At 71.9% G+C, this 21,367-nt stretch carries 20 protein-coding genes and 1 tRNA gene; 9 read left to right on the forward strand and 12 right to left on the reverse strand.

All coding sequences use genetic code 11. From position 1 onward, the window contains the following. Positions 1–50: 50 nt before the first annotated feature. Positions 51–299 carry a hypothetical protein gene (locus MFF04_RS19650; RefSeq protein ID WP_238278358.1) on the reverse strand — a complete coding sequence of 83 codons (249 nt, stop codon included), beginning with the start codon at positions 297–299 and terminating at the stop codon, positions 51–53. A 117-nt stretch (positions 300–416) separates the two neighbouring features. Here MFF04_RS19650 and MFF04_RS19655 point away from each other — a divergent pair, with 117 nt between their 5' ends. Beyond that, positions 417–1,289 carry a methyltransferase domain-containing protein gene (locus MFF04_RS19655; RefSeq protein ID WP_238278360.1) on the forward strand — a complete coding sequence of 291 codons (873 nt, stop codon included), beginning with the start codon at positions 417–419 and terminating at the stop codon, positions 1,287–1,289. Between the two features lie 11 nt (positions 1,290–1,300). Next, positions 1,301–1,672 (forward strand): DUF427 domain-containing protein, encoded by a 372-nt coding sequence (locus MFF04_RS19660; protein ID WP_238278362.1) that lies wholly within the window; start codon positions 1,301–1,303, stop codon positions 1,670–1,672. Positions 1,673–1,678: 6 nt separating this feature from the next. Here MFF04_RS19660 and MFF04_RS19665 read toward each other — a convergent pair whose 3' ends face one another. Beyond that, the gene (locus MFF04_RS19665) at positions 1,679–1,921 is read right to left on the reverse strand and encodes a DUF2188 domain-containing protein (protein WP_238278412.1); all 243 of its coding nucleotides are present in this window, start codon (positions 1,919–1,921) and stop codon (positions 1,679–1,681) included. A gap of 110 nt (positions 1,922–2,031) precedes the next feature. Then, positions 2,032–3,033, reverse strand: a complete 1,002-nt coding sequence (locus MFF04_RS19670; RefSeq protein WP_238278364.1) for a helix-turn-helix domain-containing protein — start codon at positions 3,031–3,033, stop codon at positions 2,032–2,034. 226 nt (positions 3,034–3,259) lie between these two features. Here MFF04_RS19670 and MFF04_RS19675 point away from each other — a divergent pair, with 226 nt between their 5' ends. After that, entirely contained in the window at positions 3,260–4,882 is a 1,623-nt protein-coding gene (locus MFF04_RS19675) for an ABC-F family ATP-binding cassette domain-containing protein (protein WP_238278366.1), read from the forward strand. A gap of 8 nt (positions 4,883–4,890) precedes the next feature. Here the strand turns inward: MFF04_RS19675 and MFF04_RS19680 are convergent. The 5 genes from MFF04_RS19680 to MFF04_RS19700 all read right to left on the reverse strand — a co-directional run bounded on the left by MFF04_RS19680 (position 4,891) and on the right by MFF04_RS19700 (position 9,597). Further along, positions 4,891–4,983, reverse strand: a tRNA-Sec gene (locus MFF04_RS19680). A gap of 71 nt (positions 4,984–5,054) precedes the next feature. Next, on the reverse strand, positions 5,055–6,449 hold the full coding sequence (selA, locus tag MFF04_RS19685) for an L-seryl-tRNA(Sec) selenium transferase (RefSeq protein WP_238278368.1): 1,395 nt from the start codon (positions 6,447–6,449) through the stop codon (positions 5,055–5,057). Positions 6,450–6,483: 34 nt separating this feature from the next. Then, positions 6,484–8,019: a PhnE/PtxC family ABC transporter permease gene (locus MFF04_RS19690; RefSeq protein ID WP_238278369.1), complete on the reverse strand. Its 1,536-nt coding sequence runs from the start codon at positions 8,017–8,019 to the stop codon at positions 6,484–6,486. Further along, on the reverse strand, positions 8,016–8,684 hold the full coding sequence (locus MFF04_RS19695; RefSeq protein WP_238278371.1) for an ATP-binding cassette domain-containing protein: 669 nt from the start codon (positions 8,682–8,684) through the stop codon (positions 8,016–8,018). Before MFF04_RS19695 ends, MFF04_RS19690 begins: the two co-directional genes overlap by 4 nt. Positions 8,685–8,694: 10 nt before the next feature. Next, positions 8,695–9,597, reverse strand: a complete 903-nt coding sequence (locus tag MFF04_RS19700; RefSeq protein ID WP_238278373.1) for a putative selenate ABC transporter substrate-binding protein — start codon at positions 9,595–9,597, stop codon at positions 8,695–8,697. A gap of 389 nt (positions 9,598–9,986) precedes the next feature. On the opposite strand from MFF04_RS19700, the gene MFF04_RS19705 reads away from it, so the two are divergent. From MFF04_RS19705 to MFF04_RS19725, 5 genes are all read left to right on the forward strand, one after another. Then, positions 9,987–10,484 carry an RNA polymerase sigma factor gene (locus MFF04_RS19705; protein WP_238278375.1) on the forward strand — a complete coding sequence of 166 codons (498 nt, stop codon included), beginning with the start codon at positions 9,987–9,989 and terminating at the stop codon, positions 10,482–10,484. A 38-nt stretch (positions 10,485–10,522) separates the two neighbouring features. Continuing rightward, positions 10,523–11,494 (forward strand): FecR family protein, encoded by a 972-nt coding sequence (locus tag MFF04_RS19710; RefSeq protein ID WP_238278377.1) that lies wholly within the window; start codon positions 10,523–10,525, stop codon positions 11,492–11,494. A 134-nt stretch (positions 11,495–11,628) separates the two neighbouring features. Then, on the forward strand, positions 11,629–14,127 hold the full coding sequence (locus tag MFF04_RS19715; protein WP_238278378.1) for a TonB-dependent siderophore receptor: 2,499 nt from the start codon (positions 11,629–11,631) through the stop codon (positions 14,125–14,127). Positions 14,128–14,176: 49 nt separating this feature from the next. Next, on the forward strand, positions 14,177–15,223 hold the full coding sequence (gene selD, locus MFF04_RS19720; protein ID WP_238278380.1) for a selenide, water dikinase SelD: 1,047 nt from the start codon (positions 14,177–14,179) through the stop codon (positions 15,221–15,223). 53 nt (positions 15,224–15,276) lie between these two features. Beyond that, on the forward strand, positions 15,277–15,489 hold the full coding sequence (locus tag MFF04_RS19725) for a TOBE domain-containing protein (RefSeq protein ID WP_238278382.1): 213 nt from the start codon (positions 15,277–15,279) through the stop codon (positions 15,487–15,489). 108 nt (positions 15,490–15,597) lie between these two features. Here MFF04_RS19725 and selB read toward each other — a convergent pair whose 3' ends face one another. Next, on the reverse strand, positions 15,598–17,493 hold the full coding sequence (gene selB, locus MFF04_RS19730) for a selenocysteine-specific translation elongation factor (RefSeq protein ID WP_238278384.1): 1,896 nt from the start codon (positions 17,491–17,493) through the stop codon (positions 15,598–15,600). A gap of 198 nt (positions 17,494–17,691) precedes the next feature. Here selB and MFF04_RS19735 point away from each other — a divergent pair, with 198 nt between their 5' ends. Next, positions 17,692–18,564: an aldo/keto reductase family oxidoreductase gene (locus MFF04_RS19735; protein WP_238278386.1), complete on the forward strand. Its 873-nt coding sequence runs from the start codon at positions 17,692–17,694 to the stop codon at positions 18,562–18,564. A gap of 72 nt (positions 18,565–18,636) precedes the next feature. On the opposite strand, the gene fdhE is transcribed toward MFF04_RS19735, so the two are convergent. The 3 genes from fdhE to fdxH are packed head-to-tail and all read right to left on the reverse strand — an operon-like array spanning position 18,637 to position 21,365. Beyond that, the gene (fdhE, locus tag MFF04_RS19740; RefSeq protein WP_238278387.1) at positions 18,637–19,656 is read right to left on the reverse strand and encodes a formate dehydrogenase accessory protein FdhE; all 1,020 of its coding nucleotides are present in this window, start codon (positions 19,654–19,656) and stop codon (positions 18,637–18,639) included. 4 nt (positions 19,657–19,660) lie between these two features. Next, complete coding sequence (locus tag MFF04_RS19745) at positions 19,661–20,386, reverse strand: formate dehydrogenase subunit gamma (protein ID WP_238278389.1); 726 nt, start codon at positions 20,384–20,386, stop codon at positions 19,661–19,663. Positions 20,387–20,432: 46 nt separating this feature from the next. Further along, a complete protein-coding gene (gene fdxH, locus MFF04_RS19750) occupies positions 20,433–21,365 on the reverse strand; it encodes a formate dehydrogenase subunit beta (RefSeq protein ID WP_238278391.1) in 933 nt (310 codons plus the stop codon). Between the last annotated feature and the right edge of the window lie 2 nt (positions 21,366–21,367).

A 21,367-nucleotide genomic window follows, 5' to 3' on the forward strand; every position in this document is an offset into this window, starting at 1 on the left:
GCCGGCGCGCGGAAGATCCTGCGCGCCGGCGGCGGTGAGGTCGTTCAGCTTCAGTGGACGTCCTGGCCCTGCTGCGTCTGCGCGTCCTTGGCGGCCTTCTTGTTCGCCCGGTGGCGGCCGACGGCGCAGCCTGCCGCCGCGCCGACGACGCCGTGGCCGGCCATGTGCCCGGCGATGCCGCCGACGGCGGCGCCCTTCAGACAGCCCTTGGCCTCCGCCGCGGGGGCGAGGGCGAGGACAGCGAGCGCCGCGCCGAACAGGCTGCCGAGGGTGAGCGTGCGGTTCGTTGCGCGTGTCATCGAGAGAACTCCGGTTCGCGGTGGAGCGGCAACGACCCTTGGCCGATCTCGTTCCGTCCCTCGCGAACATGCGATCCATCCTGGCACGAGCCGGGTCCTCGCTCCATCTCAGCGGCGATGGATCGCCCCGCTCCCCTCTTCGACGCGCGCCTCGCCCGTGCCCGCCTCTCCCGCGCCCGTCGCGCCGGCTACGCCGACTTCCTGCTCCGCCACGCCGTCGAGGACATGGAGGAGCGGCTCTCTCCCGTGCTGCGGCGGTTTCCCCTCGCCCTCGACCTCGGCACGCCGACCCCGCTGGCGGCGGAGCGCCTGCGCGCGGCCGGCCGCGCGGAGCGGGTGCTGCGTCTGGCGCCGGCGGCGGAGACCGGCGCGTTTACCGTCGAGGCCGATCCGGAGCTGCTGCCGGTGGCGGCGGGGACGGCCGACCTCACCGTCTCCCTGCTCGCGCTCCAGCACGTCAGCGACCTTCCGGGCACGCTCGTTCAGGTCCGGCGCGCCCTGAGGCCGGATGGGCTGTTCCTGGCCTGCCTGCTCGGCGGCCGGAGCCTCACGGAGCTGCGCACCAGCCTCGCCGAGGCCGAGAGCGCCGTCGAAGGGGGCCTGAGCCCGCGGGTCGCGCCCTTCGCCGAGGTGCGCGATGCCGGCGGCCTGCTCCAGCGGGCGGGCTTCGCCCTGCCGGTCGCCGACACCGAGATCCTGACCGTGCGCTACGCCGACCCGTTCGGGCTGATGCGGGACCTCCGGGCGATGGGGCTCACCAACGTCATGACCGAGCGCCGCCGCACGCCCCTGCGCCGGGAGACACTGATGCGCGCTGCCGCCCACTACGCCGAGACCTTCTCCGACCCGGACGGGCGGGTGCGGGCCACCTTCGAGCTGCTGTGGCTCTCCGGCTGGGCGCCCCACGAGAGCCAGCAGAAGCCGCTCAAGCCCGGCAGCGCACGGGCGCGCCTCGCCGAGGCGCTCGGCACCACCGAACTCAAGAGTTGAGGAGATCCGCGATGAAGGAGCCCGGTCCCGATCACCCGATCGTAGTGGAGCCGCAGCCCGGCACCGTCCGCGTCCGCGCCGGCGGACGGATCGTGGCGGAGAGCCGGGCGGCGCTGCGCCTGACCGAGGCGAGCTATCCCCCGGTCCTCTACATCCCGCCGGGCGACATCGACGGCGCCCTGCTCCTGCCGAGCGAGAGGGAGAGCTACTGCCCCTACAAGGGCCGCGCCGCCTATCATCACCTCGCCCTCGAGGGCGGCGAGCGGCGGGACGCGGCCTGGAGCTATCCGAACCCGTATCCCGCCGTGGCCGGCATCCGCGGCCACCTCGCCTTCTATCCGGACCGGGTCGACGCCATCGAGGCGGAGGACGACCCGGCCTGACAGGCCTCAGTCCTCCTCGACACGGGTGACCGGCCGGTCGCCGCCCTTCGCGACCTCGTCGTGCCAGCGGCCCTCGCCGTCCTGGTAGCGGATGCCCTCGGTCGAGCCCGGCACCTGCTGCTCGGCGGCCGCCGCCTGGGCGGCCTGAAGCGCCTCCTCGCGGCTCGGAAAGGTCTCCGAGAACACGTCGCCGACCTTGTAGGCGTAGCCGCCATCGTGCTCGACGACGTGGTAGGTGATCTCTCGGATACTGTCGCTCATGGTCCTCGCGTCCCTGCCCGACGGGCCGTGCGGCCCGACCTTCAAGCCGCGAACACGCGGGAGCGAGGGCGGGTTCCGGGCCGGAAGCGCCCCGAGGCTCAGCGCCCGAGCTCGCTCCACCAGCGCTGGAGAGGCCCCACGGATTGCGGGCCGGTCTTCGTCGCGCGTGAGATGCGCTCGGCCCGCCAAGCTCGCGGCGAGTGGTCGAAGCGGGCGCGGAAGCTGCGGCTGAACAGGCTCAGGCTGCTGAAGCCGTGGGCCTCGGCGAGCTTCGTCAGGCTGCGCCGCTCGAACGGATCGGAGAGCGCGTCGCGCGCGGCGTCGAGGCGCTCCTCCTGAATGACGCGCATGATGCCGCCCGTCTGGGCGAAGGCCCGGTACAGCGTCGCCCGCGAGACGCCGACCGCCTCGGCGAGCGCCTGCGGGGTGAGGCCGGGCTCGGCCAGCCGCGCGCGGACCTCGCGGAGCGCCAGGGTCGCCAGGCCGGAATCGAGCTCCGGCCCCTCCAGCACGTCGCGGGCCTTGGCCGGGTCGAACAGTCGCCGGAGGAAGGCGAGCATCTCCGCCGCGATGGCCGGCCCGGCGCTCGCCGGCTGGCCGGCCAGGCTGCCGTAGAAGGAGACGAGGCGGGCCTCCAGCAGCCGGTTGCGGGCGGGGTCGAGATGCAGCCCATGCCCGTCGAGCGCCATGCCGTGCAGCCGGTTACGCGGGATGGCGAGGCCGAGCGTGTCGGCGGGCGCGATATGGCCCGCCAGGGTGCGCCGCCGGTCGGCGAGCGCCACGTCGCCCGCCTGGAGCCGGGCGGCCCGGCCGGCGACCTCGCCCTCGAAGCGCCCGTGCCGCCAGAGCTGGATGGTGAGATGGTCCGGGGTGCCGTCGACCCGGCGCCGGTCGCGGGTGACGTGCTGGGCGGTGAACCGGGTGCGGTTGGCGATGAGGTCGCCGACGAGATACGCGGTGACGGCCCCGCCCGGCGGCGGCGCCTCGGGTTTCGGCGGCGTGATGCCGTAGATCGGCGCCATCAGCCCGCGCCAGGCCTCGAAGGCCATCTCAGGCGGCAGGCCCGCGCTGCGATAGTGCTGAACGGGCAGGCTCGACATCGCTCTCGGATGAAGCGGCCGCCCGCCTTGCCGTCAAGGCCGTCCGGCGCCGTTCTGTCCTGTCAACGGACGAGAGGGGTACGTCATCCACCGCACGTTGTGCGGAGACCCGCGCGGGTTGCGGCAGGGCAGGCCCGCGGCCGCGCCCCCCTATCGCCGACGCCGGCCATGCCGTAAGCGGCCGGCGAGCCCCCACGTCCCGGCCCGCGGACCCTCCGATACGCCCATGATACGCCTCGACAAGATCGGCAAGCAGAACGGCCACCAGATCGTCTTCGTCGAGGCCTCCGCCGCCCTCCAGCGGGGGGAGAAGGCGGGGCTCGTCGGCCCGAACGGGGCCGGCAAGACCACGCTCTTCCGGATGATCGTCGGACAGGAGCAGCCCGACGAGGGGCAGGTCGCGGCCGAGCGCGGCATCACCATCGGCTATTTCAGCCAGGATGTCGGCGAGATGGCCGGCCGCAGCGTCGTGGCCGAGGTCATCGACGGCGCCGGCCCCGTGAGCGCGGTGGCCGCGGAGCTGCGGGAGCTCGAGGCGGCGCTGGCCGACCCCGAGCGGATGGACGAGCTCGACGCGCTCGTCGCCCGCTACGGCGACGTGCAGGCCCGTTTCGAGGAGCTCGGCGGCTACGCGCTCGAAGGGCGTGCCCAGGAGGTGCTGGCGGGCCTCGGCTTCAGCCAGGAGATGATGGACGGGGATGTCGGCCGGCTCTCCGGCGGCTGGAAGATGCGCGTGGCGCTCGCCCGCATCCTCCTGATGCGCCCGGACGTGATGCTGCTCGACGAGCCCTCGAACCATCTCGACCTCGAGAGCCTGATCTGGCTGGAGAGCTTCCTGAAGGGCTACGACGGCGCCCTCTTGATGACCTCGCACGACCGCGAGTTCATGAACCGGATCGTCGGCAAGATCGTCGAGATCGACGGCGGTTCGCTCACCACCTACGCCGGCGACTACGCCTTCTACGAGGCGCAGCGGGCGCTGGCCGACAGCCAGGCCCAGTCCCAGTTCGAGCGCCAGCAGGCGATGCTCGCCAAGGAGATCAAGTTCATCGAGCGCTTCAAGGCCCGCGCCAGCCACGCCGCGCAGGTGCAGAGCCGGGTGAAGAAGCTCGACAAGATCGAACGCGTCGAGCCGCCCCGCCGCCGGCAGACGGTGGCCTTCGACTTCCCCGCCGCACCCCGCTCCGGCGAGGAGGTCGCGACGCTGAAGGGCGTGCACAAGCGCTACGGCAGCCGCACCATCTACGAGGGGCTCGACTTCGCTATCCGCCGCCGGGAGCGCTGGTGCGTGATGGGCGTCAACGGGGCGGGCAAGTCGACGCTCCTCAAGCTCGTCACGGGCTTCGCCGAGCCGGACACCGGCACGGTGACCGTCGGCGGCACGGTGAAGCTCGGCTACTTCGCCCAGCACGCCATGGATCTGCTCGACGGCGAGCAGACCGTGTTCGAGACGCTGGAGGGCGCCTTCCCGCAGGCAGGCCAGGGCTCGCTGCGGGCGCTGGCCGGCTGCTTCGGCTTCTCCGGCGACGACGTGGAGAAGCGTTGCCGGGTGCTCTCGGGCGGCGAGAAGGCCCGCCTCGTGATGGCCCGGATGCTCTACGACCCGCCGAACTTCCTCGTCCTCGACGAGCCGACGAACCACCTCGACATGGACACCAAGGGGATGCTGATCGCCGCACTCAGCCGCTACGAGGGCACGATGCTGTTCGTCTCCCACGACCGGCACTTCCTGGCCGGCCTCTCCAACCGCCTGCTGGAGCTGACCCCGGAGGGCGTCCATCAGTACGGCGGCGGCTACACCGAGTACGTCGCCCGCACCGGCCAGGAGGCGCCGGGCTTGCGGAGCTAGGAAGGGGTTGGCGGAAGCGGATGGGAATCGAACCCACCGTACGCTGTTGGCGTACCACTGGTTTTGAAGACCAGGGGGGCCACCAGACCCCGTTCGCCTCCACCGACCCTCTTAGCGTATTTTAGCGCCCGCGCGACAGGGTCGAGGCGCGCCGCCGGGCCGCACCGCGTGGTCAGATCGCCAGCGCCTCGAATTGCGCCAGCAGCTCCGCCTCGTCCTCCAGCGTCCGCAGGTCGAGCCGCAGCGCCCCGTCGCCGACCCGGCCGATCACCGGGACGGGGAGCGCGCGCAAGGATGCGGCGAGGAGCTTGAGCCAGGCGCCCTCGCCCTTCGGGCCGGAGGGCGGGCGCAGGACGAGGCTGGCGCTCGGCAGGGTCTCGACGGGGAGCGCGCCAGAGCCGATCTGGCTGGAGCAGGGCTCGACGGTGACGCGCGCGCGGTCGCCGAGGCGGGCGGCGATCCCGGGCAGGAGGCGCTCGGCCTGGGTGCGGATCGCCGTCTCCTCGCGGGTGAGGAGGCGCAGGGTCGGCAGGCGTTCCTTAAGCCGCTCGGGGTGGAGATAGAGGCGCAGCACGGCGCCCAGCGCCGCGTAGGTCATCTTGTCTACGCGCAGCGCCCGCTTCAGCGGGTTCTTGCGCACCTTCGCCACGAGGTCGGCCCGGCCGGCGACGATCCCGCACTGGACGGCGCCGAGGAGCTTGTCGCCGGAGAAGGTGACGAGGTCGCTCTCGGCGAGCGCCCGGCCGACCGTCGGCTCCGGGGGCAGGCCGTAGGCGGCAAAATCGATGAGGTTGCCGCTGCCGAGATCGTTGACGAAGGGCACGCCCCGCTCCGCGCAGAGGTGCTTGAGGGCGGCCGCGTCCGCCTCCGCGGTGAAGCCCGTCACTTCGTAGTTGCTCGGGTGGACCTTCATGACGAGGCCGGTGCGGGGGCCGATGGCCTCGGCGTAGTCGGCGAGATGCGTGCGGTTGGTGGTGCCGACCTCCCGCAGGCGGCAGCCGGCGCGGACCATCACGTCGGGGACGCGGAAGGAGCCGCCGATCTCGACGAGCTCGCCCCGGGACACCACCACCTCCCGGCGCATGGCGAGCGCGTTGAGCACGAGGAGCACGGCGGCCGCGTTGTTGTTGACGACGACCGCCGCCTCCGCCCCCGTCAGCCGGCAGATCAGCGCCTCGACATGGCTGTCGCGCTCGCCCCGCTCGCCGCGGACGAGGTCGTACTCGAGGTTCGAGGCGCCGGTCATCACGGCGGCCACTGCCTCGACCGCCTCCGGCGGCAGGGGTGCGCGGCCGAGATTGGTGTGCAGCACCGTGCCTGTGAGGTTGAGGACCCGCCGCAGGGAGGGCCGGCTCTCCCGCTCCAGGCGCGCCTCGGCGCGGGCGATGAGCTCTTCCGACTCGGCCAGAGGCTCGTGGCCTTCGCGGATCGCGGCCAGCACCGCGCGGATCGCTTCGGTCAGCGCCGTGCGCCCGTAGGCTTCGGCCGAGGCCGCGGCGGCCTCGTGCGCGAGCAGGCGCTCGACGGAGGGCGGGCGGGTCTCGGCGGAGAGGGCGGTCCGGCTCATGATGCTGCCTTCATCGCGGAGGCTCGCGCGCAACTCAACCGCCGGAGTCGGTGGCGAGGGGACGCGACAGACGCGTCGGCAGGTCGGCGATCCGCAGCGCCCGCCGGAGGGCACGGGAAAGGGCCTCGACCGCGAGCGTCACCAGCATGGTGGCGAGGATGAGCACCACGGCGACGTCGATGCGCAGCTCGCTGATGGCGGCGTCGACGTAGAAGCCCAGCGTCGCGACGCCGATCAGCCCGAGGATGGCGCCTTCCCGCAGGATGATCTCCCAGCGGTAGAGAAGGTAGGCGAGGAACTGCCCGTAGAGCCGCGGCAGGGTCTCGTAGGCGTAGAGGTTCAGGCCCGAGGGCGCGTCCGGCCGGTAGGCCAGCCCGTCGGCGTGGCGGCCCATCAGGTAGCCGACGATGCCGGCGTTGTGGATGGCGAGCGCCAGGATCGCCGGCAGCATCGAGGGCCCGAGGAGCTGGAGCAGCACGTAGGCGAGCATGTATTCCGGCGTCGAGCGCACCACGACGAGGAGCGCGCGCCCGAGCGGACGCCCGAGGGGGCCGGTGAAGCGCCGCGCCGTCAGCGGGAACAGGACGAGGGCGCCGAGCGCCGTGCTGGCGAGCGCCACCTGCGCCAGCACCAGGGTCTGGATCGTGCCGGGCACGATCTGTCCCGTGAGGATCGGCCGGAACCAGGACCAGAGCCGGGCCCAGGTCGCGGGATCGAGGAGCGCTCCGTCCCGCAGGGGAGACGGCACGACGGTGTGGGTGAGGAAGCGCAGGAGCCCGGCGGCGATGTCGGGGCTGCCGGCGACGGTCGGCAGCACGAAGGGGCTCAGCCCGATCAGGAACGGAAGCGTCGCCCCGCGCACCCAGAGCCGGCGGGTGCCGATGAGGGCGTAGAAGGCCAGCAGGAAGGCGGCGGCCTCCCCGTAGCGGCCCTGCCGGAAGGCGGATTCGAGGTGGAAGCCCATGGTCGGCAGGCCGACGAAGCCGAGCACCAGGGTCGAGCGCAGCCCGCACTCGAAGCGGTAGAGGGTGTAGTGGCGGATCGAGGCCGCCACCTCCGGCAGGCGGGCGTAGGCGAAGGCCGAGACCGTCCCGGTGCCGGGCGGCAGCACCCGCAGGGCCGAAAGGTCCGCCTCCTCTATGATCTCGGAGAAGACCTTGGCGCAGATGCCCGCGTAGGGGAGCGCGATGGCGAGGATGCCCGTGGTGGCCGAGAGGCCGAAGACCTGCATCAGCAGCAGCGCCCAGAACAGCTCGTGGACGGAGCGCAGCATCGCGCAGAGCACCCGCAGGGTCCGGGAGCGGGCGTAGGGGATCGCCGTGAGGAAGCCGGCGCCGGCCCCGATCCCGACGCCGAGCACCGCGAAGGCGACCGTGTGGACAACGCTGAGGAGCGCCAGGGAGGCGAAATCGGGTCGCGCCAGCCCGGCCAGCAGCCGGCGCAGGTCCGCCCAGGGGTCGAGGCTCGCCACGTGAAAGTCGGCGGCGATCAGCGCGGCGAAGGCGGCCGCCGCGAACCACCCGCTCGCCGCCCGGTAGCCGAGGGGACCGCGCAGGCCGAGCGCGCTCACCGCTCCGGCTCGTAGTAGGGAGCGAGGCGGGCGGGATCGAGACCGGCGGCCGGCGCGTCGAGGACGATGCGGCCGTGGTCGAGCACCACGATCCGGCTCATCTCGGCGAGCGCCAGGGCGATGTCGTGGAGGGCGACGACGAGGGTCGCGTGGCTCGCCTTCAGCTCGCCCAGCACCGCCGCCCCCTGGCGGCGGTCGAGGGCGGAGACGGGCTCGTCGCCGATGAGCACCGGGCGGCCGTTGTAGAGAGCGCGGGCCACGGAGACCCGCTGCTGCTGCCCGCCGGAGAGTTCTCCCGCCCGCCGCCGCAGCGTGTCGGCGAGGCCCACGCGGTCGAGGACGGCGCGCACGGCCTCGACATCCGCCCTGGCGGGACGCAGGAGCGTGCGCAGGTTGTGGAGCGTCGAGCGCCGGTCGAGCCGGCCCATGTAGACGTTGTGGAAGACCGAGAGCGGCCGCACGAGCGCGGCGGCCTGCGGCACCAGGGCGGCGTCGCGCCTGGCCTGTTCGTAGATCAGCCCGAGGAGCGTCGACTTCCCCGCTCCCGAGCGCCCGAGCAGCGCCACCCGCTCGCCGGGCCGGATCGTCAGGTCGATGCCGGAGAGGACGGCGCGCCCGCCATAGGAGGCGGACGCGGCCGAGAGCACGATCGGGGTGTGGGGCAACCGAGCGACGTCAGTCGAGGAGGCCGGTCGAGCGGCCGACCTCTTCGAGGGGCGCGTAGGCGGCGTTGTCGACGGCGATGAAGCGCGAGCGCCCGAAGGGCTCGAGGATCGCCGGGTCGGTGACGCCGATCAGCGCGTCGCGCAGGCGGTCGGTGAAGCCGGCGCCGTAGATCGTGTCGACGTCGCCGCGCACGGTCCACTGGTAGTCCGGGTAGGGCGGGCTCTCCCAGATCACCGAGACCGCCGAGGCGTCGACCTTGCCGGCCTTGGTGTCGAGGTCCCAGACTGTGTAGTCGACCGCACCGACCTCGAAGGCGCCGGACTGGACGAGCTGGATCGTGCGGCTGTGGTCGCCGGAGAAGCCGACGCGGGAATAGACCTGCTCCGGCGTCTTGCCGGGGAAGGCCTGCCGGATGAAGAACTCCGGCATCAGCCGCCCCGAAGTCGAGGCCCGCGAGCCGAAGGTGAAGGTCTTGCCCTCGCTCGCCTTCGGGAACTCCTTGCCCGGCTTGAGCCCGGTCTTGGCGTTGGCGATGAAGTAGGTCTTGAAGGCCGCGTCCTCGGCGCCTTGCGCGATCGCCCGGCTGCCCGGTACGGCGCGGCGGGCCTGGACGCCGGTGAAGCCGCCGAACCAGGCGAGCTGCACCTGCCCGTTGGTGAAGGCGGTGACGGCGGCGGGATAGTTCTTCACCGGGATGTAGCGGACGGGGACCCCGAGCTTGCCCTCGAGATAGGTCGCGACCCGGCCGAAACGCTCGACGAGGCGGCTCTCGTCCTGGTCGGGGATGCCCGTGAAGACCAGCGGGGGCTTCGCCCCTTGTGCCGGAGTCCCTTGTGCCGGCGCGCCTTGCGCGAGTGCGGGCCCACTGGCGAGAAGGCTGAGAACCGCGGCCGCGAGATGCCAAACGCGCATGATCGGAGACTCCGATGATTAGGGCCCTGATGGCGGGACACCGCCGGGCGCGCGCCCGTTCTAGCGGTAGAAGGACGTCGTCACCAGCCGCGTGTCGGCGCGGCGACGCCCTTATCCAAGCCGTAGCCGCGGCGAGCGGCAGAGGCTGCAGGCGCGCCCCGCCACCGCGCACGGGGCGGCCGCGGGTCGGAAGTGTGTTCACGAGAGCACAGCTCGGTGAAAGACGCGATGTTGGATCGATTCTATTGTGATCGGAGAACAGACGTCGGGTCATGCGCTTGATGGGAAAGACGAGCTGCAATTTAGAATCCATTTAGTCTTGAGGCGCGTTGCTGCGATATCACCCTGCCGATACGACGGATCGGAGACTCCTTCCCCGATCGTGCCCGATGGCATCGCACCTCGAAGCCGCCTATCTGCGCCACAGCCCCGATCTGGTGCGGTACGTCCGCCGCCGGATCGCCGACGATCACTCGAGCGCCGATCTCGTCCACGACGCCTTCCTGCGGGTCGCCGAGCAGCCTCTGGCCGCGGTGCAGGACATCCGGGCCTACCTGTTCCAGGTCGCCCGCAACCTCCTCCTCGACCAGCGCAAGCAGGCCGCCCGCCGTCGGACCCTCGTCGTCGCGCCGGAGACGCTCGCCGAGGTCGTCGACGAGGCGCCTTCGCCGGAGGACGCCGCGGATGCCCGCCTGCGGCTCGACCGGCTGCGCGGGACCGTGGGCGAGCTGCCCTTCCGCACCCAGCAGATCTTCGTCCTGAACCGCATCGACGGGCTGGGCTACGCCGAGGTTGCCCGCCATCTCGGGATCAGCCAGAGCGCGGTGCAGAAGCATCTCGCCATGGCGGTGCGGCACATCGCCGAGCGCTCCCGGCCGCGGCGCTGACCGTCGCGCGGCGGAGAGGCGGGACTGGAACCACGGGCATGAGCGGCGCCGACCGGGAGGATGCGATCGCCGGCGAGGCCGCCGAGTGGGTGGTGCGCCTCGGCGACCCATCCGCCGGGCCGGCGGCGCTGCCGGCGTTCGAGGCCTGGCTCGCGAGCGATCCCCGACACCGGCCGGCCTTCGAGCGGGCGCAGGCGGCCTGGAGCGAGCTCGACCTGCTGAGAGAGCGGCCGGGCGACCTGCGCAAGGTCGTGCCGCCCCCGCCGCGAGGCGGCGGCAGGAAGGCCGCCTGGGTCCTCGCGCTGCTCGTCCCGGCGGCGCTCGCCGGCGCCTACGGGTCCGGCCTGCGGGAGGCGTGGCTCGCCGACGAACGCACCGGCATCGGCGAGACCCGGTCCTTCAGCCTGCCCGACGGCACCGCCGTCGATCTCGGCGCGGCGAGCGCGTTGGCCGTCGACTACGACGGCGAGACCCGCCGCGTGCGCCTTCTCTCCGGCGAGGCGCTGTTCACCGTGGTGCCCCGGCAGGGGCTTGAGCGCCGGCCCTTCGTGGTCGCGGCCGAGGGCGGGACCGTGACGGCGCTGGGCACCCGCTTCGCGGTCGAGGATTTCGGGGACAGCGTGCGCGTCACCGCGGTGGAGAGCCGTGTCGAGGTCGCTTCCGCGACGCCGGCCGGGGCGGGCGGCCCCGACCGGCGGGAGCTCACCGCTGGCGACGCCCTGACCTACGGGGAGGGGCGGGGCCTCGGGCCGACGACCTGGGCGGGCGCGGCGGACGCGACGGCCTTCACCCGCGGCCTCCTCGTCTTCGACGGGCTGCCCCTGCGGGACGTGGTGGCGCGGCTCAACCGCTACCGCCGGGGGCGGATCGTGGTGGCGAACGGTGCCATCGCCGGACGGCGGGTCAGCGGCGTGTTCCGGGTCGGCGACCTCGACGGGGCGGTCGAGGCCGTCGCCGAGGAGCTCGGCGTCCGCAGGATCGCCCTGCCCCTCGTGACCGTCCTCTACTGAGCCCGGAAGCGCCGTCCGGCGCGCCGCGAAGTTTTTTTACCGCCCCGGCCGCCCTCGGTCGTCATCGGGAACAGGAGGGCACACGCGAACGCGGGCCCTCGGGGCGCGAACCGGCGCCGGGGGCTCGGACACGCATGGCACATCTCGAACACGGCATCGCGCGCGGGCGGCTCGCCCGCGCCCTCCTCGCCACGGTGGCCTTGGCGCTTCCTGTCGCCCTGCCGGCTTTGGCCGCCCCCGAGACGCGCTCCGTCGGCTTCGACATCGCCGCGCAGGACCTGAACCGCGCGGTGCTCGCCTTCGGGGAGCGGGCGGGGGTGCGGGTCTTCTTCGACACCGAACGGCTCGCGGGCAAGCGCTCGGCGAGCGTCGCCGGCACCCTGACGCCCGAGGAGGCCCTGGCGCGGCTGCTCGCCGGCAGCGGCCTCACCCCCCGCTGGACGAGCACCTCCGCTGTCGCGCTCCGGCAAGCCGGCGACCCGGAAACGACGGGGCAGATCGCGGCCGGGCAGATCGCCCTCGACGAGCTCTCGGTCGAGGCCCAGCAGCCGACCTTCGGCACCGCCGGCTTCGTGGCCACCCGCTCGACGGCGGGCATGAAGGGCAACGACTCGATCCTCGAGACGCCGGCCACCGTCAGCGTCATCACCCGCGAGGAGCTGAACGTCCGTGGCGTGCAGGACCTCAACACGGCGGTGGCCTACACCCCCAACATCCAGGCGGTGGACTATCCCGGCGGCCAGGGCGGCCCCACCTTCACGCTCCGCGGCTTCAACGCCAACAACTTCGACAACGTCTACCAGGACGGGCTGCGCTACGGCTTCAACTCCTTCGACCAGAACGTCGAGCCCTACGCCTACGAGCGCATCGACGTGATCAAGGGGCCGATCTCGGTGCTCTACGGCGCCGGCCAGCCCGGCGGCATCCTCAACCTCGTCTCGAAGCGGCCGACCTTCACGCCCTTCAACGAGGTCTTCATCCAGGGCGGCAACCGCAACCGCGTCCAGGCGGGCTTCGACCTCTCCGGCCCCGTCGAGGGCGCGCCGCAATTCGCCTACCGGGTGACGGGCCTGATCCGGAACTCGGACAGCCAGTTCCGGTACACGCCGGACGATCGCACCTTCATCGCCCCGGCGATCACCTGGCGGCCGGACTCCGACACCTCGCTCACGGTGCTCGCCAAGTACGCCGAATACCGCGGCGGCGGCTCCGAGCAGAGCCTGCCGATCGTCGGCTCGATCATCCCGAGCACCCGGGGCTTCTACCAGCGCGACGTCTTCGTCGGGCAGCCGAACTTCAACACCGGCCTCCTGGAGAACAAGGAGATCGGCACCATCCTCGACCATCGCTTCGCGCCGGGCTGGCTGTTCCACTCCGCCTTCCGGGCCTTCGAGACGACCTCGAAGTACGATGCCACCGGCGCCTCTCCGGCCGCCACGCCGGGCAGCTTCCTCGCGGTGTCGGTCTTCCCCTATCTCCGGGACCAGTCGAGCCAGGGGCTGCTCGCCGACAACCACATCGAGGGCCAGTTCGGGACCTTCGGCATCGAGCACAACGTCGTCTTCGGCGTCGATTTCCAGAACTACTACCGGCGCGACGCGCGGACCTATCCGCTCGGCTACCCGCTCGCCGCGGCCAACCGCCTGATCGATCTCTACAATCCCGTCTACAACCTCGCGATCGCCTTCCCCGCCCGGACGAACTTCTCGACGCGGGCCTCCCAGCAGCAGACGGGCCTCTACTTCCAGGACCAGATGAAGTGGAACGGCTTCATCCTCACGGGCAGCGTGCGCAATGACTGGGTCGACCAGGAGATCCGCTCGACCTTCAACTTCCCCAACCTGCCGCTCCCGACGCTCAACCGCACCACGGTCGACCAGCAGAGCTTCTCGGCGCTGAGCTACCGCGTCGGCCTCGGCTACGAGCTAGGCTACGGCATCGTGCCCTATGCCTCGTACTCGACCTCCTTCAACCCGCAGATCGCCGGCCAGCGGGCCAACGGCTCGGCCCTCGACCCCCGCGAGGCGACGCAGGTCGAAGGCGGCGTGAAGTGGCAGCCGCCGGGCAGCAACGCCCTCTACACTGCCTCCTATTTCGAGATCACCCAGACCAACATCCCGCTCGCCGACCCGCTCAACCCCGGCTTCTTCATCCAGACGGGCGAGGCGCTCGCCAAGGGCTTCGAGCTCGAGGGCAAGGCGAACCTGTTCGAGGGCTTCAACCTGATCTTCGGCTTCGCCCATCTCGAGACGCGGGTGACGAAGAACCAGTCGAACCCGGCGCTGGTCGGCAACCGGCTCGCCAACGCGCCGGAGAACACCGTCTCACTGTTTGCCGACTACACCTTCGCGCCGGGCACCTGGTTCGACGGCTTCCGGGCCGGCGCCGGCGTGCGCTACGTCGGGCAGAGGACGGACGCGACGAACGTCGACAACATCCCCGGCTACGCCCTGGTCGACGCCTCGCTGAGCTACGACCTCGCCCGCCTCGACCCGGCCTGGAAGGGGGCGGTCCTGTCGGTGAATGCCACCAACCTGTTCGACCAGCGCTACTTCACGTCCGGCTTCTACACCGGCTACGTGTTCGAGGGCTTCCGCCGCAGCGTCTACGGAACCTTGACCTACCGTTGGTGACGCGAGCCCTCGATGCGCTAGAACCTCTCCCGCAACGGGAGACGACCGCATGAGCACACCGCCGGTTCGCCTGAGCACCCTCGCCCACGGCGGCGGCTGCGGGTGCAAGCTCGATCCGGCGGTGCTGCGGGGGCTGCTCGCGGGTCAGCCGGCGGCGGGGCCCTTCGAGCGGCTGCTGGTCGGCAACGAGACCTCGGACGATGCCGCGGTCTGGGCGCTCGACGACGGCACCTGCATCGTCGCCACCACCGACTTCTTCACGCCGATGGTCGACGATCCGCGCGATTTCGGGCGGATCGCGGCCACGAACGCGATCTCGGACGTCTACGCCATGGGCGGCCGGCCGATCATGGCGCTGGCGATCCTCGGGATGCCGGTGGGCAAGATTCCGCCCGAGACCGTCGCCGCGATCCTCGCGGGTGGCGCGAGCCTCTGCGCGGAGGCCGGCATTCCCGTGGCCGGAGGCCACTCCATCGATACGCCCGAGCCGATCTACGGGCTCGCGGTGATCGGCACCTGCCGGCGCGATCAGGTCCGCCGCAACGCGGATGCCAGGGCCGGCGACGCGCTAATCCTGACGAAGCCCCTCGGCGTCGGCGTCTACTCGGCGGCGATCAAGCGCGAGGCGCTCCGGCCCGAGGACTACGCCGCCTTCGTCGCCACGACGACGCGGCTCAACCGGGTCGGCGCCGATCTCGCGGGGGACGCGGACGTCCACGCGCTCACCGACGTGACCGGCTTCGGGCTGATCGGCCACGGGCTCGAGATCGCCCGCGGCGCGGGCCTCATCGTCGTGGTCGAGGCGGACGCAGTGCCGCTGCTCGCCCGCGCGGAAGAGCTCGTCCGCGACGGCTTCGTCACCGGCGCCTCGCACCGCAACTGGGCGGCCTTCTCCGATTCCGTCGCCCTGCCGGCGGACCTGCCCGAGTGGCGCCGCCACCTGCTCACCGATCCGCAGACCTCCGGCGGCCTTCTCGTCGCCTGCGCCGCCGCGCGCGCCGGGGCGATCCTGGCGCAGGTCCGGGACGCGGGCTTCGCGCAGGCCGCGATCGTCGGGCGCATCGAGGCCGGGCCTTCCGCGCTCCGGGTGGTCTGAGGCGCCCCGGCCCCTACCTCCGCCGAGGTCTTTCACGAGAGGAGCAGGACGCGATGAAGCACGGTGCCCGCAACGACATCCCCGCCGAGGTCGTCGCCATCAAGCGCGGCTCGGTGATGGCCCAGGTCGAGGCGCAGATCGTCGGCACCGAGTACCGCGTCACCTCGGTGATGACCGTCGACTCCCTCGACGAGCTCGGCCTCAAGGAGGGCGACCGGGTCCACGTGCTCGCCAAGGCCGTCAACGTGCTGCTGGTGCGGCCGTAGAATATCCGATCGCCGCGCGCCGCGAAGGATTCTCCCTCCCCCGCGGAGGGGAAGAGGGAAGCGCGCGGCTCCCGCGACATCCCAAGAGCCGATCAACCGGAGACCGTGCTAGCCCCCGGCGTCGCCGACGATGGTGCGCCGGTCGCCGTTGCGGCGGGTGAAGCGGACCGCGTCGAGATGCTCGAGGAGCGGGATCGAGAACTTTCGCGAGATCCCGAGCTCGGCTCCCGCCTCCTTGGCGAGGAAACCCTGCGCGTCGTGGGCAAAGCGCTTGGCGAGCCGTGACTTGCCCTCGGCGATGGCGTCGCGGTGGAACAGGATCGAGCGCTTCTGCACCCGGTCCACCGCTCGGATCAGGGCTCCGGAGGCGAGGAGATACTTCAGCGCCTGCTGCCGGCGGATGTCGCGGCCGACCGTCTCGACCTCGTCGGGGGGCATCAATCCGCCCTTTCGGAACGCGGCCTCGACCGCGCGCACGTGCTCGGTCTCGTTGCGGGCCGGGTCGAAATCGGCCCGGCGGAACAGCGGTCCGGCCTGGGCGGCCTCGCGGGCCGCGATGAGGTCGCGCAGGCCCGCCGAGACGACCGGCTCCTCCGCCCGGACCGCCTGGACCAGCCGGTCGAGGGGCAGGCCGTGCTCGATCGGGTGGTCCCGGTGGTGGCGCCCGAGCGCCGCCAGGATCGAATCGCGAAGACCCGCGAAGGCCTCGGCGCCGAGGAAGCGCTCGCCGATCTCCCTCGCTCCGACCTCCGCGAGCCCCCGCCGGACGCGCTCGGGTGCGATGCCGACGAGGCGGGCGAGGTCGGAGAGCCGCGCCCCGGCCGCGCCCTCGCGGGCGAGACGCGCGGACAGAATCTCGTTCGGCCGACCCTCGGCCAGCACCGCCAGCTCGGCGAGCGTCCTCGGGTCGTGCCGCTTGCGGCGGCGGGAGAGGGGATCGAGGACCTGGCCGCCGGCGATCGTGGAAGGCGGCGTCTCGCTGCGCAGGATGAAGGGCTCGCGGGCGGGCACCGCCACGTCCTCCTCCGCCCGCAACTGCGCGAGACCGGTCTCGCCGGGGCCGAGTGTGTCGCGGTCGAGAAGGCGCAGCCGCACCGGCACCTCCGCCGTGCCGTAGAGGAGCCGGCAGACGGTCCCGCTCGCGAGCGGCACGACGTCGGTCACGGGGGAGAGGCGGATGTCGATCCAGCGCCCCGCCTCCAATAGGCCCGGCGGCGCCAGCGCCTGTCCGCGGTCGAGGTCGCCGACGGAGACACCCCGCAGCGCCACCGCCGTACGCCGGCCCGGCACCGCCCGCTGCACCGGTTGGCCGTGAATCTGGAGCCCGCGCACGACGGCCTCGGGGCCGCCCGGCATCACCGCGAGCCTGTCGCCGACCGAGAGCGTGCCCCGGCGCAGTGTCCCCGTGACGACGGCGCCGAAGCCGGGCCGCGCGAAGACCCGATCGAAGGGCAGGTAGGGAAAGCCGTCGTCCGTGGCGCCGGAGGCGTCCGCCACGAGGCCGGCGAGCGCCGCCTTCAACTCGGCGAGCCCAGTGCCGGCGAGCACCGAGGTCGGCACGACCGGAGCGTCGGCGAGTCCGGCGCGAGCGGTCACCGCCGTCAGCTCCGCGGTCCGCGCGGCGACGGCGTCGGGCCCGGCGAGGTCGCATTTCGTCAGCGCGACGACGCCCCGGCGCACGCCGATGAGCCGGGCGATCTCAAGATGCTCGACCGTCTGCGGCTTGATGCCCTCGCGCACGTCGACGGCGAGCAGCACCGCGCGCATGCCCGTGGCCCCGGAGATCATGGCGCGCACGAAGCGCTCGTGGCCCGGCAGATCGACGAGATCGATCTCGTCGCCGTCAGGCCCGCCCGGGCGCAGCAGAGCGAAGCCCGGCACGATCGAGACGCCGCGGGCCTTCTCCTCCTTGAGGCGGTCGGTGTCGGTGCCGGTCAGCGCGCCGACGAGAGCGGTCTTGCCGTGATCGACATGGCCGATCACGCCGACGAGGAGGGATCGCAACGAAGGACGCTCGCGCAAAACGAGGGACGGATCGGCCTTGTAGCCGAATTCCTTCGGGCCCGCGCGGGCCGGCGTCGCCCTGCGGCGCCGTTCGACGGGGCAGGCCGTCACGGTGCCGTGATCGTCCGGTGGCGGCCCGGCATCCTTCTCGGCGGCCCGGCCGGCACCACATACGGCCTCGACCCCAGGGAGATGTGCATGACCCAGATCGCGCAAGCCGGCCGCTACGGGCTCGGCGACCGTACGGTGGGACGCCTGGGCTACGGCGCCATGCAACTCGCCGGCCCCGGCGTGTTCGGCCCGCCGCGGGACCGGGGCGCGGCGGTCGCGGTGCTGCGGGAGGCCGTCGCGCAGGGAGTCGACCACATCGACACCAGCGACTTCTACGGCCCGCACGTCACCAACGAGATCATCCGCGAGGCGCTGCACCCCTATCCCGAGGGTCTCACCATCGTCACCAAGATCGGCGCCCGGCGCGGGCCCGAGGGCTCGTGGGACCCGGCCTTCTCGCCCGAGGAGCTGACACGGGCGGTCCACGACAACCTGCGCAACCTGCGCCTCGATGTGCTTCCCGTCGTCAACCTGCGGCTCATGTTCGACCGGCACGGTCCCGCCGAGGGCTCGATCGCCGAACCTCTCGCCGTCCTCGCGGACCTCAAGCGGCAGGGGCTGGTGCGTCAGGTCGGCCTGAGCAACGCCACGGCGGCCCAGGTCGCGGAGGGGCGCGGGATCACCGAGATCGTCTGCGTGCAGAACCAGTACAACCTCGCCCACCGGGGCGACGACGGGCTCATCGACGCGCTGGCGGAGGACGCGACGGCCTATGTGCCGTTCTTCCCCCTCGGCGGCTTCTCGCCGATCCAGTCGGGCGTGCTGTCGGAGGTGGCCGCGGAGCTCGGCGCCACGCCGATGCAGACGGCGCTCGCCTGGCTGCTGCGCCGCTCGCCGAACATCCTGCTGATCCCCGGCACCGGTTCCCTCGGGCACCTGCGCGAGAATCTCGCCGCGGCCGCGCTCGCCCTGCCGGACGACGCGATGGCCCGGCTCGACGGGATCGGTGCGGCGGCGTGAGCTTCGACGCCTGGAGTTGGTCCAGGAGAGGCGGAAGCCGGTTCTCCGTCAGGACCGACGATCCGACAGACCCTACGACACGAAGAGCAGGTTGAGCCCGGCCTTGCGGAAGCCGTCCTCGGCGATCTTCAGGTCGAGCCCGTAGGAGGCGACGTCGTCGGCGACCGGATCGAGGGCCGGATCGCGGTGCTGGTGGAGGTGCTTGAGGTAGCTGTGGCAGGTGCCGCAGGCCTCGACCTGCACGTCCTTCGAGACCTCGTCGAGGCCGTAATAGGTCACGTCCTCGCCCGATCCGCAGGCGGTGCAGCGGATGCGCACGTGGTTCCAGAGCGTGCCGCAGAGCGAGCAGGACAGGTAGCGGGCCTTGTCGGCGGGCGTCCAGGCGACGATCAGGCTCGCCGTCGGCGCGCTGCCGCAGGCCGGGCAGACCCCGTCGGCGACGGGCTTCAGGACCTTCGCATCGAGCCGGGCAGCCTGGCCCGCGACGAGAACCTGGAGGGCGGCGGAGACGAAGACGCACTCGGCCATGCGCTCGACGGGAAAGGCGCCCTCGAAGACCTGGGTCGCGAGATCGAGCCGGTCCTCCGGCGGGGCCGCCGAGAGCCGGCCCAGCGCATCTCGCGCCGCCTCCGGCGCGCCCGTCAGGTCGAGGCGTGCGAGAAGGGCATCGAGACAGGCAAGGAAGGGCCGGCCGTCGCCGAGCAGGGCGCGGGAGAGGGCCGGCATGCCGTGCTCGGCCCGCATCGCCAGATCGCCTTCCGGCTCCGGCGCGGGGAGGGTGCCGTCCGCGTAGAGCGCCTGCACCGCGGCCTGGGCTTCGGCGATGCGGCCGAGGAAGTCGAGATAGCCGGCAAGCGGATGGCCGGGCGCGAGCGCCCGGAAACGCGCGGCTCGCTCAGCGAACAGGCTGTCCGGCTGCGGCAGGCGAACGAAGGGGACCGCACCGGAGATGCCGATCCGGTCCGGATCGGGCTTCAGCGCGTCGCGCTTGTCCGCCGCCCATTCCGGCTCCCGCGGCTTGGCGGGGGACTCGTCGGATGCGCGCTCATCCGCACCGTCCTTCGACGGCGCGCGCTTGAAGAAACGGGCCAAGGACTCAGTGTCCGCGCTTGTCGACCGAGCCGGAGCGCGTCGGCAGCGTGCCGGCGATCTGCCGCAGCCACTTGCGGTGGTGGCGGTAGGCCCAGCCCCCCGTCACCGTGCCGCGGACCATCGCCCGTCCGGTGCCGCGCACCCAGATGCCCGCGTAGATGTGCACGAAGATGATCGCGATGGCGATGACTGCCGCGAGCGAATGAGCGAGCAGCGCCCATCGCTGCGTCTCGATGGTCGTGGCCTGCCCGAAATACTCGTTCCAGATCACGAGGCCGGTGACGAACATCACCAGGATCAGGATCGTCTGACCCCAGAAGACGCCCTTCTGGCCGGCATTGTACTTGCCGAGCTCCGGCAGCCGGTCCTCGCGGTTGGTGACGACGTCGCCGATCTTCTTCGACCACTCGACATCGTCCCTGTTGGGGATGTTGAGCCGCCAGAAGCGCATGAACAGGAACGTGAAGCTGACGACGAGCGCCACGCCGAGCCAGGGATGGATCGCCCGCGTCGCCTGCCCCCCGCCGAACAGGGCGGTGAGGAAGTTGAGGAAGGGCGTGAACATCGCGAGCCCCGACAGGGTCAGCAGGGTGAACAGGATCGCCGTGATCCAGTGGTTCACCCGCTGGAGGCCGGTGTAGCGAGGCACGTAGATGACCTCGGGCACCTCGGTCCGCACCTCCCGCAGGGGGCGGGACTCACCGTCGCGCACGTCCGTGTGAATGGTCATCGAACCTTGTCCCGTCGGTCAGCGTGGGGGAGAGGCGCGGCTTCCCTCAGGAAAGCCGCGCCTCGCCGTCCCGGTTGCGGGATGCCCTGTCCTTGAGGTCGATCGCCTCTTCCTCCTCCTCCGGAACCACCTCATTCGGCCCGGCGGTGACGTAGTGGAAGAAGCCGGCGAGTGCCGCGAAGCCCATCGTGGCGAGGCCGAACACCTTGGCCCCGCCCTTCCAGAAGGCGACCAGCGGCGAGATCTTCGGGTCGTCCGGCAGGCCGTTGTAGAGGTGCGGCTTGTCGTTGTGGTGGAGCACGTACATCACGTGCGTACCGCCGACACCCTTCGGATCGTACAGGCCGGCCTGCTTGAAGCCGCGCGACTTGAGGTCGTCGACCCGGTCGTGGGCCTGCTCGATCATGGCCTCCTTGGTGCCGAACATGATCGCGCCGGTCGGGCAAGCCTTGGCGCAGGCGGGCGCCTGGCCGACCGCGACGCGGTCCGAGCACAGGGTGCACTTGTAGGCCTTGCGGTCGGTCTTCGAGATGCGCGGGATGTTGAACGGGCATCCCTTCACGCAATACGCGCAGCCGATGCAGTTCTCCTCGACGAAGTCGACGATGCCGTTGGAGTACTGCACGATCGCGCCCGGCGACGGGCAGGCCTTGAGGCAGCCCGGATCGGAGCAGTGCATGCAGCCGTCCTTGCGGATCAGCCACTCGAGGTTGTTCGTCTCCGGGTTCTCGTACTCGGTGAACCGCATCAGGGTCCACGTCTTCGCCGTAAGGTCGTGGGGGTTGTCGTAGACGCCGACATTGATGCCGACGTCGTCGCGCAGGTCGTTCCACTCCTCGCACGCCGCCTGGCAGGCCTTGCAGCCGATGCACTTGGAAACGTCGATGAGCTTGGCGACCTCCTGATGAGCGCGGATGTCCGGCGGCTGGTCCGTGGAGGCGGAGCGCTGCCGGATGTCGAGGGAGGCGTAATCGGCCATGT

This window comes from Methylobacterium jeotgali, from assembly GCF_022179345.1.
Taxonomy (GTDB): domain Bacteria; phylum Pseudomonadota; class Alphaproteobacteria; order Rhizobiales; family Beijerinckiaceae; genus Methylobacterium; species Methylobacterium jeotgali.

What these genes read in the sequence shown, in the direction of transcription:
- MFF04_RS19650 (WP_238278358.1), bottom strand. Translation starts at nt 299, where the DNA reads ATGACACGCGCAACGAACCGCACGCTCACCCTCGGCAGCCTGTTCGGC.
- MFF04_RS19655 (WP_238278360.1), top strand. Translation starts at nt 417, where the DNA reads ATGGATCGCCCCGCTCCCCTCTTCGACGCGCGCCTCGCCCGTGCCCGC.
- MFF04_RS19660 (WP_238278362.1), top strand. Translation starts at nt 1,301, where the DNA reads ATGAAGGAGCCCGGTCCCGATCACCCGATCGTAGTGGAGCCGCAGCCC.
- MFF04_RS19670 (WP_238278364.1), bottom strand. Translation starts at nt 3,033, where the DNA reads ATGTCGAGCCTGCCCGTTCAGCACTATCGCAGCGCGGGCCTGCCGCCT.
- MFF04_RS19675 (WP_238278366.1), top strand. Translation starts at nt 3,260, where the DNA reads ATGATACGCCTCGACAAGATCGGCAAGCAGAACGGCCACCAGATCGTC.
- selA (WP_238278368.1), bottom strand. Translation starts at nt 6,449, where the DNA reads ATGAGCCGGACCGCCCTCTCCGCCGAGACCCGCCCGCCCTCCGTCGAG.
- MFF04_RS19700 (WP_238278373.1), bottom strand. Translation starts at nt 9,597, where the DNA reads ATGCGCGTTTGGCATCTCGCGGCCGCGGTTCTCAGCCTTCTCGCCAGT.
- MFF04_RS19705 (WP_238278375.1), top strand. Translation starts at nt 9,987, where the DNA reads ATGGCATCGCACCTCGAAGCCGCCTATCTGCGCCACAGCCCCGATCTG.
- MFF04_RS19710 (WP_238278377.1), top strand. Translation starts at nt 10,523, where the DNA reads ATGAGCGGCGCCGACCGGGAGGATGCGATCGCCGGCGAGGCCGCCGAG.
- MFF04_RS19715 (WP_238278378.1), top strand. Translation starts at nt 11,629, where the DNA reads ATGGCACATCTCGAACACGGCATCGCGCGCGGGCGGCTCGCCCGCGCC.
- selD (WP_238278380.1), top strand. Translation starts at nt 14,177, where the DNA reads ATGAGCACACCGCCGGTTCGCCTGAGCACCCTCGCCCACGGCGGCGGC.
- MFF04_RS19725 (WP_238278382.1), top strand. Translation starts at nt 15,277, where the DNA reads ATGAAGCACGGTGCCCGCAACGACATCCCCGCCGAGGTCGTCGCCATC.
- MFF04_RS19735 (WP_238278386.1), top strand. Translation starts at nt 17,692, where the DNA reads ATGACCCAGATCGCGCAAGCCGGCCGCTACGGGCTCGGCGACCGTACG.
- MFF04_RS19745 (WP_238278389.1), bottom strand. Translation starts at nt 20,386, where the DNA reads ATGACCATTCACACGGACGTGCGCGACGGTGAGTCCCGCCCCCTGCGG.
- fdxH (WP_238278391.1), bottom strand. Translation starts at nt 21,365, where the DNA reads ATGGCCGATTACGCCTCCCTCGACATCCGGCAGCGCTCCGCCTCCACG.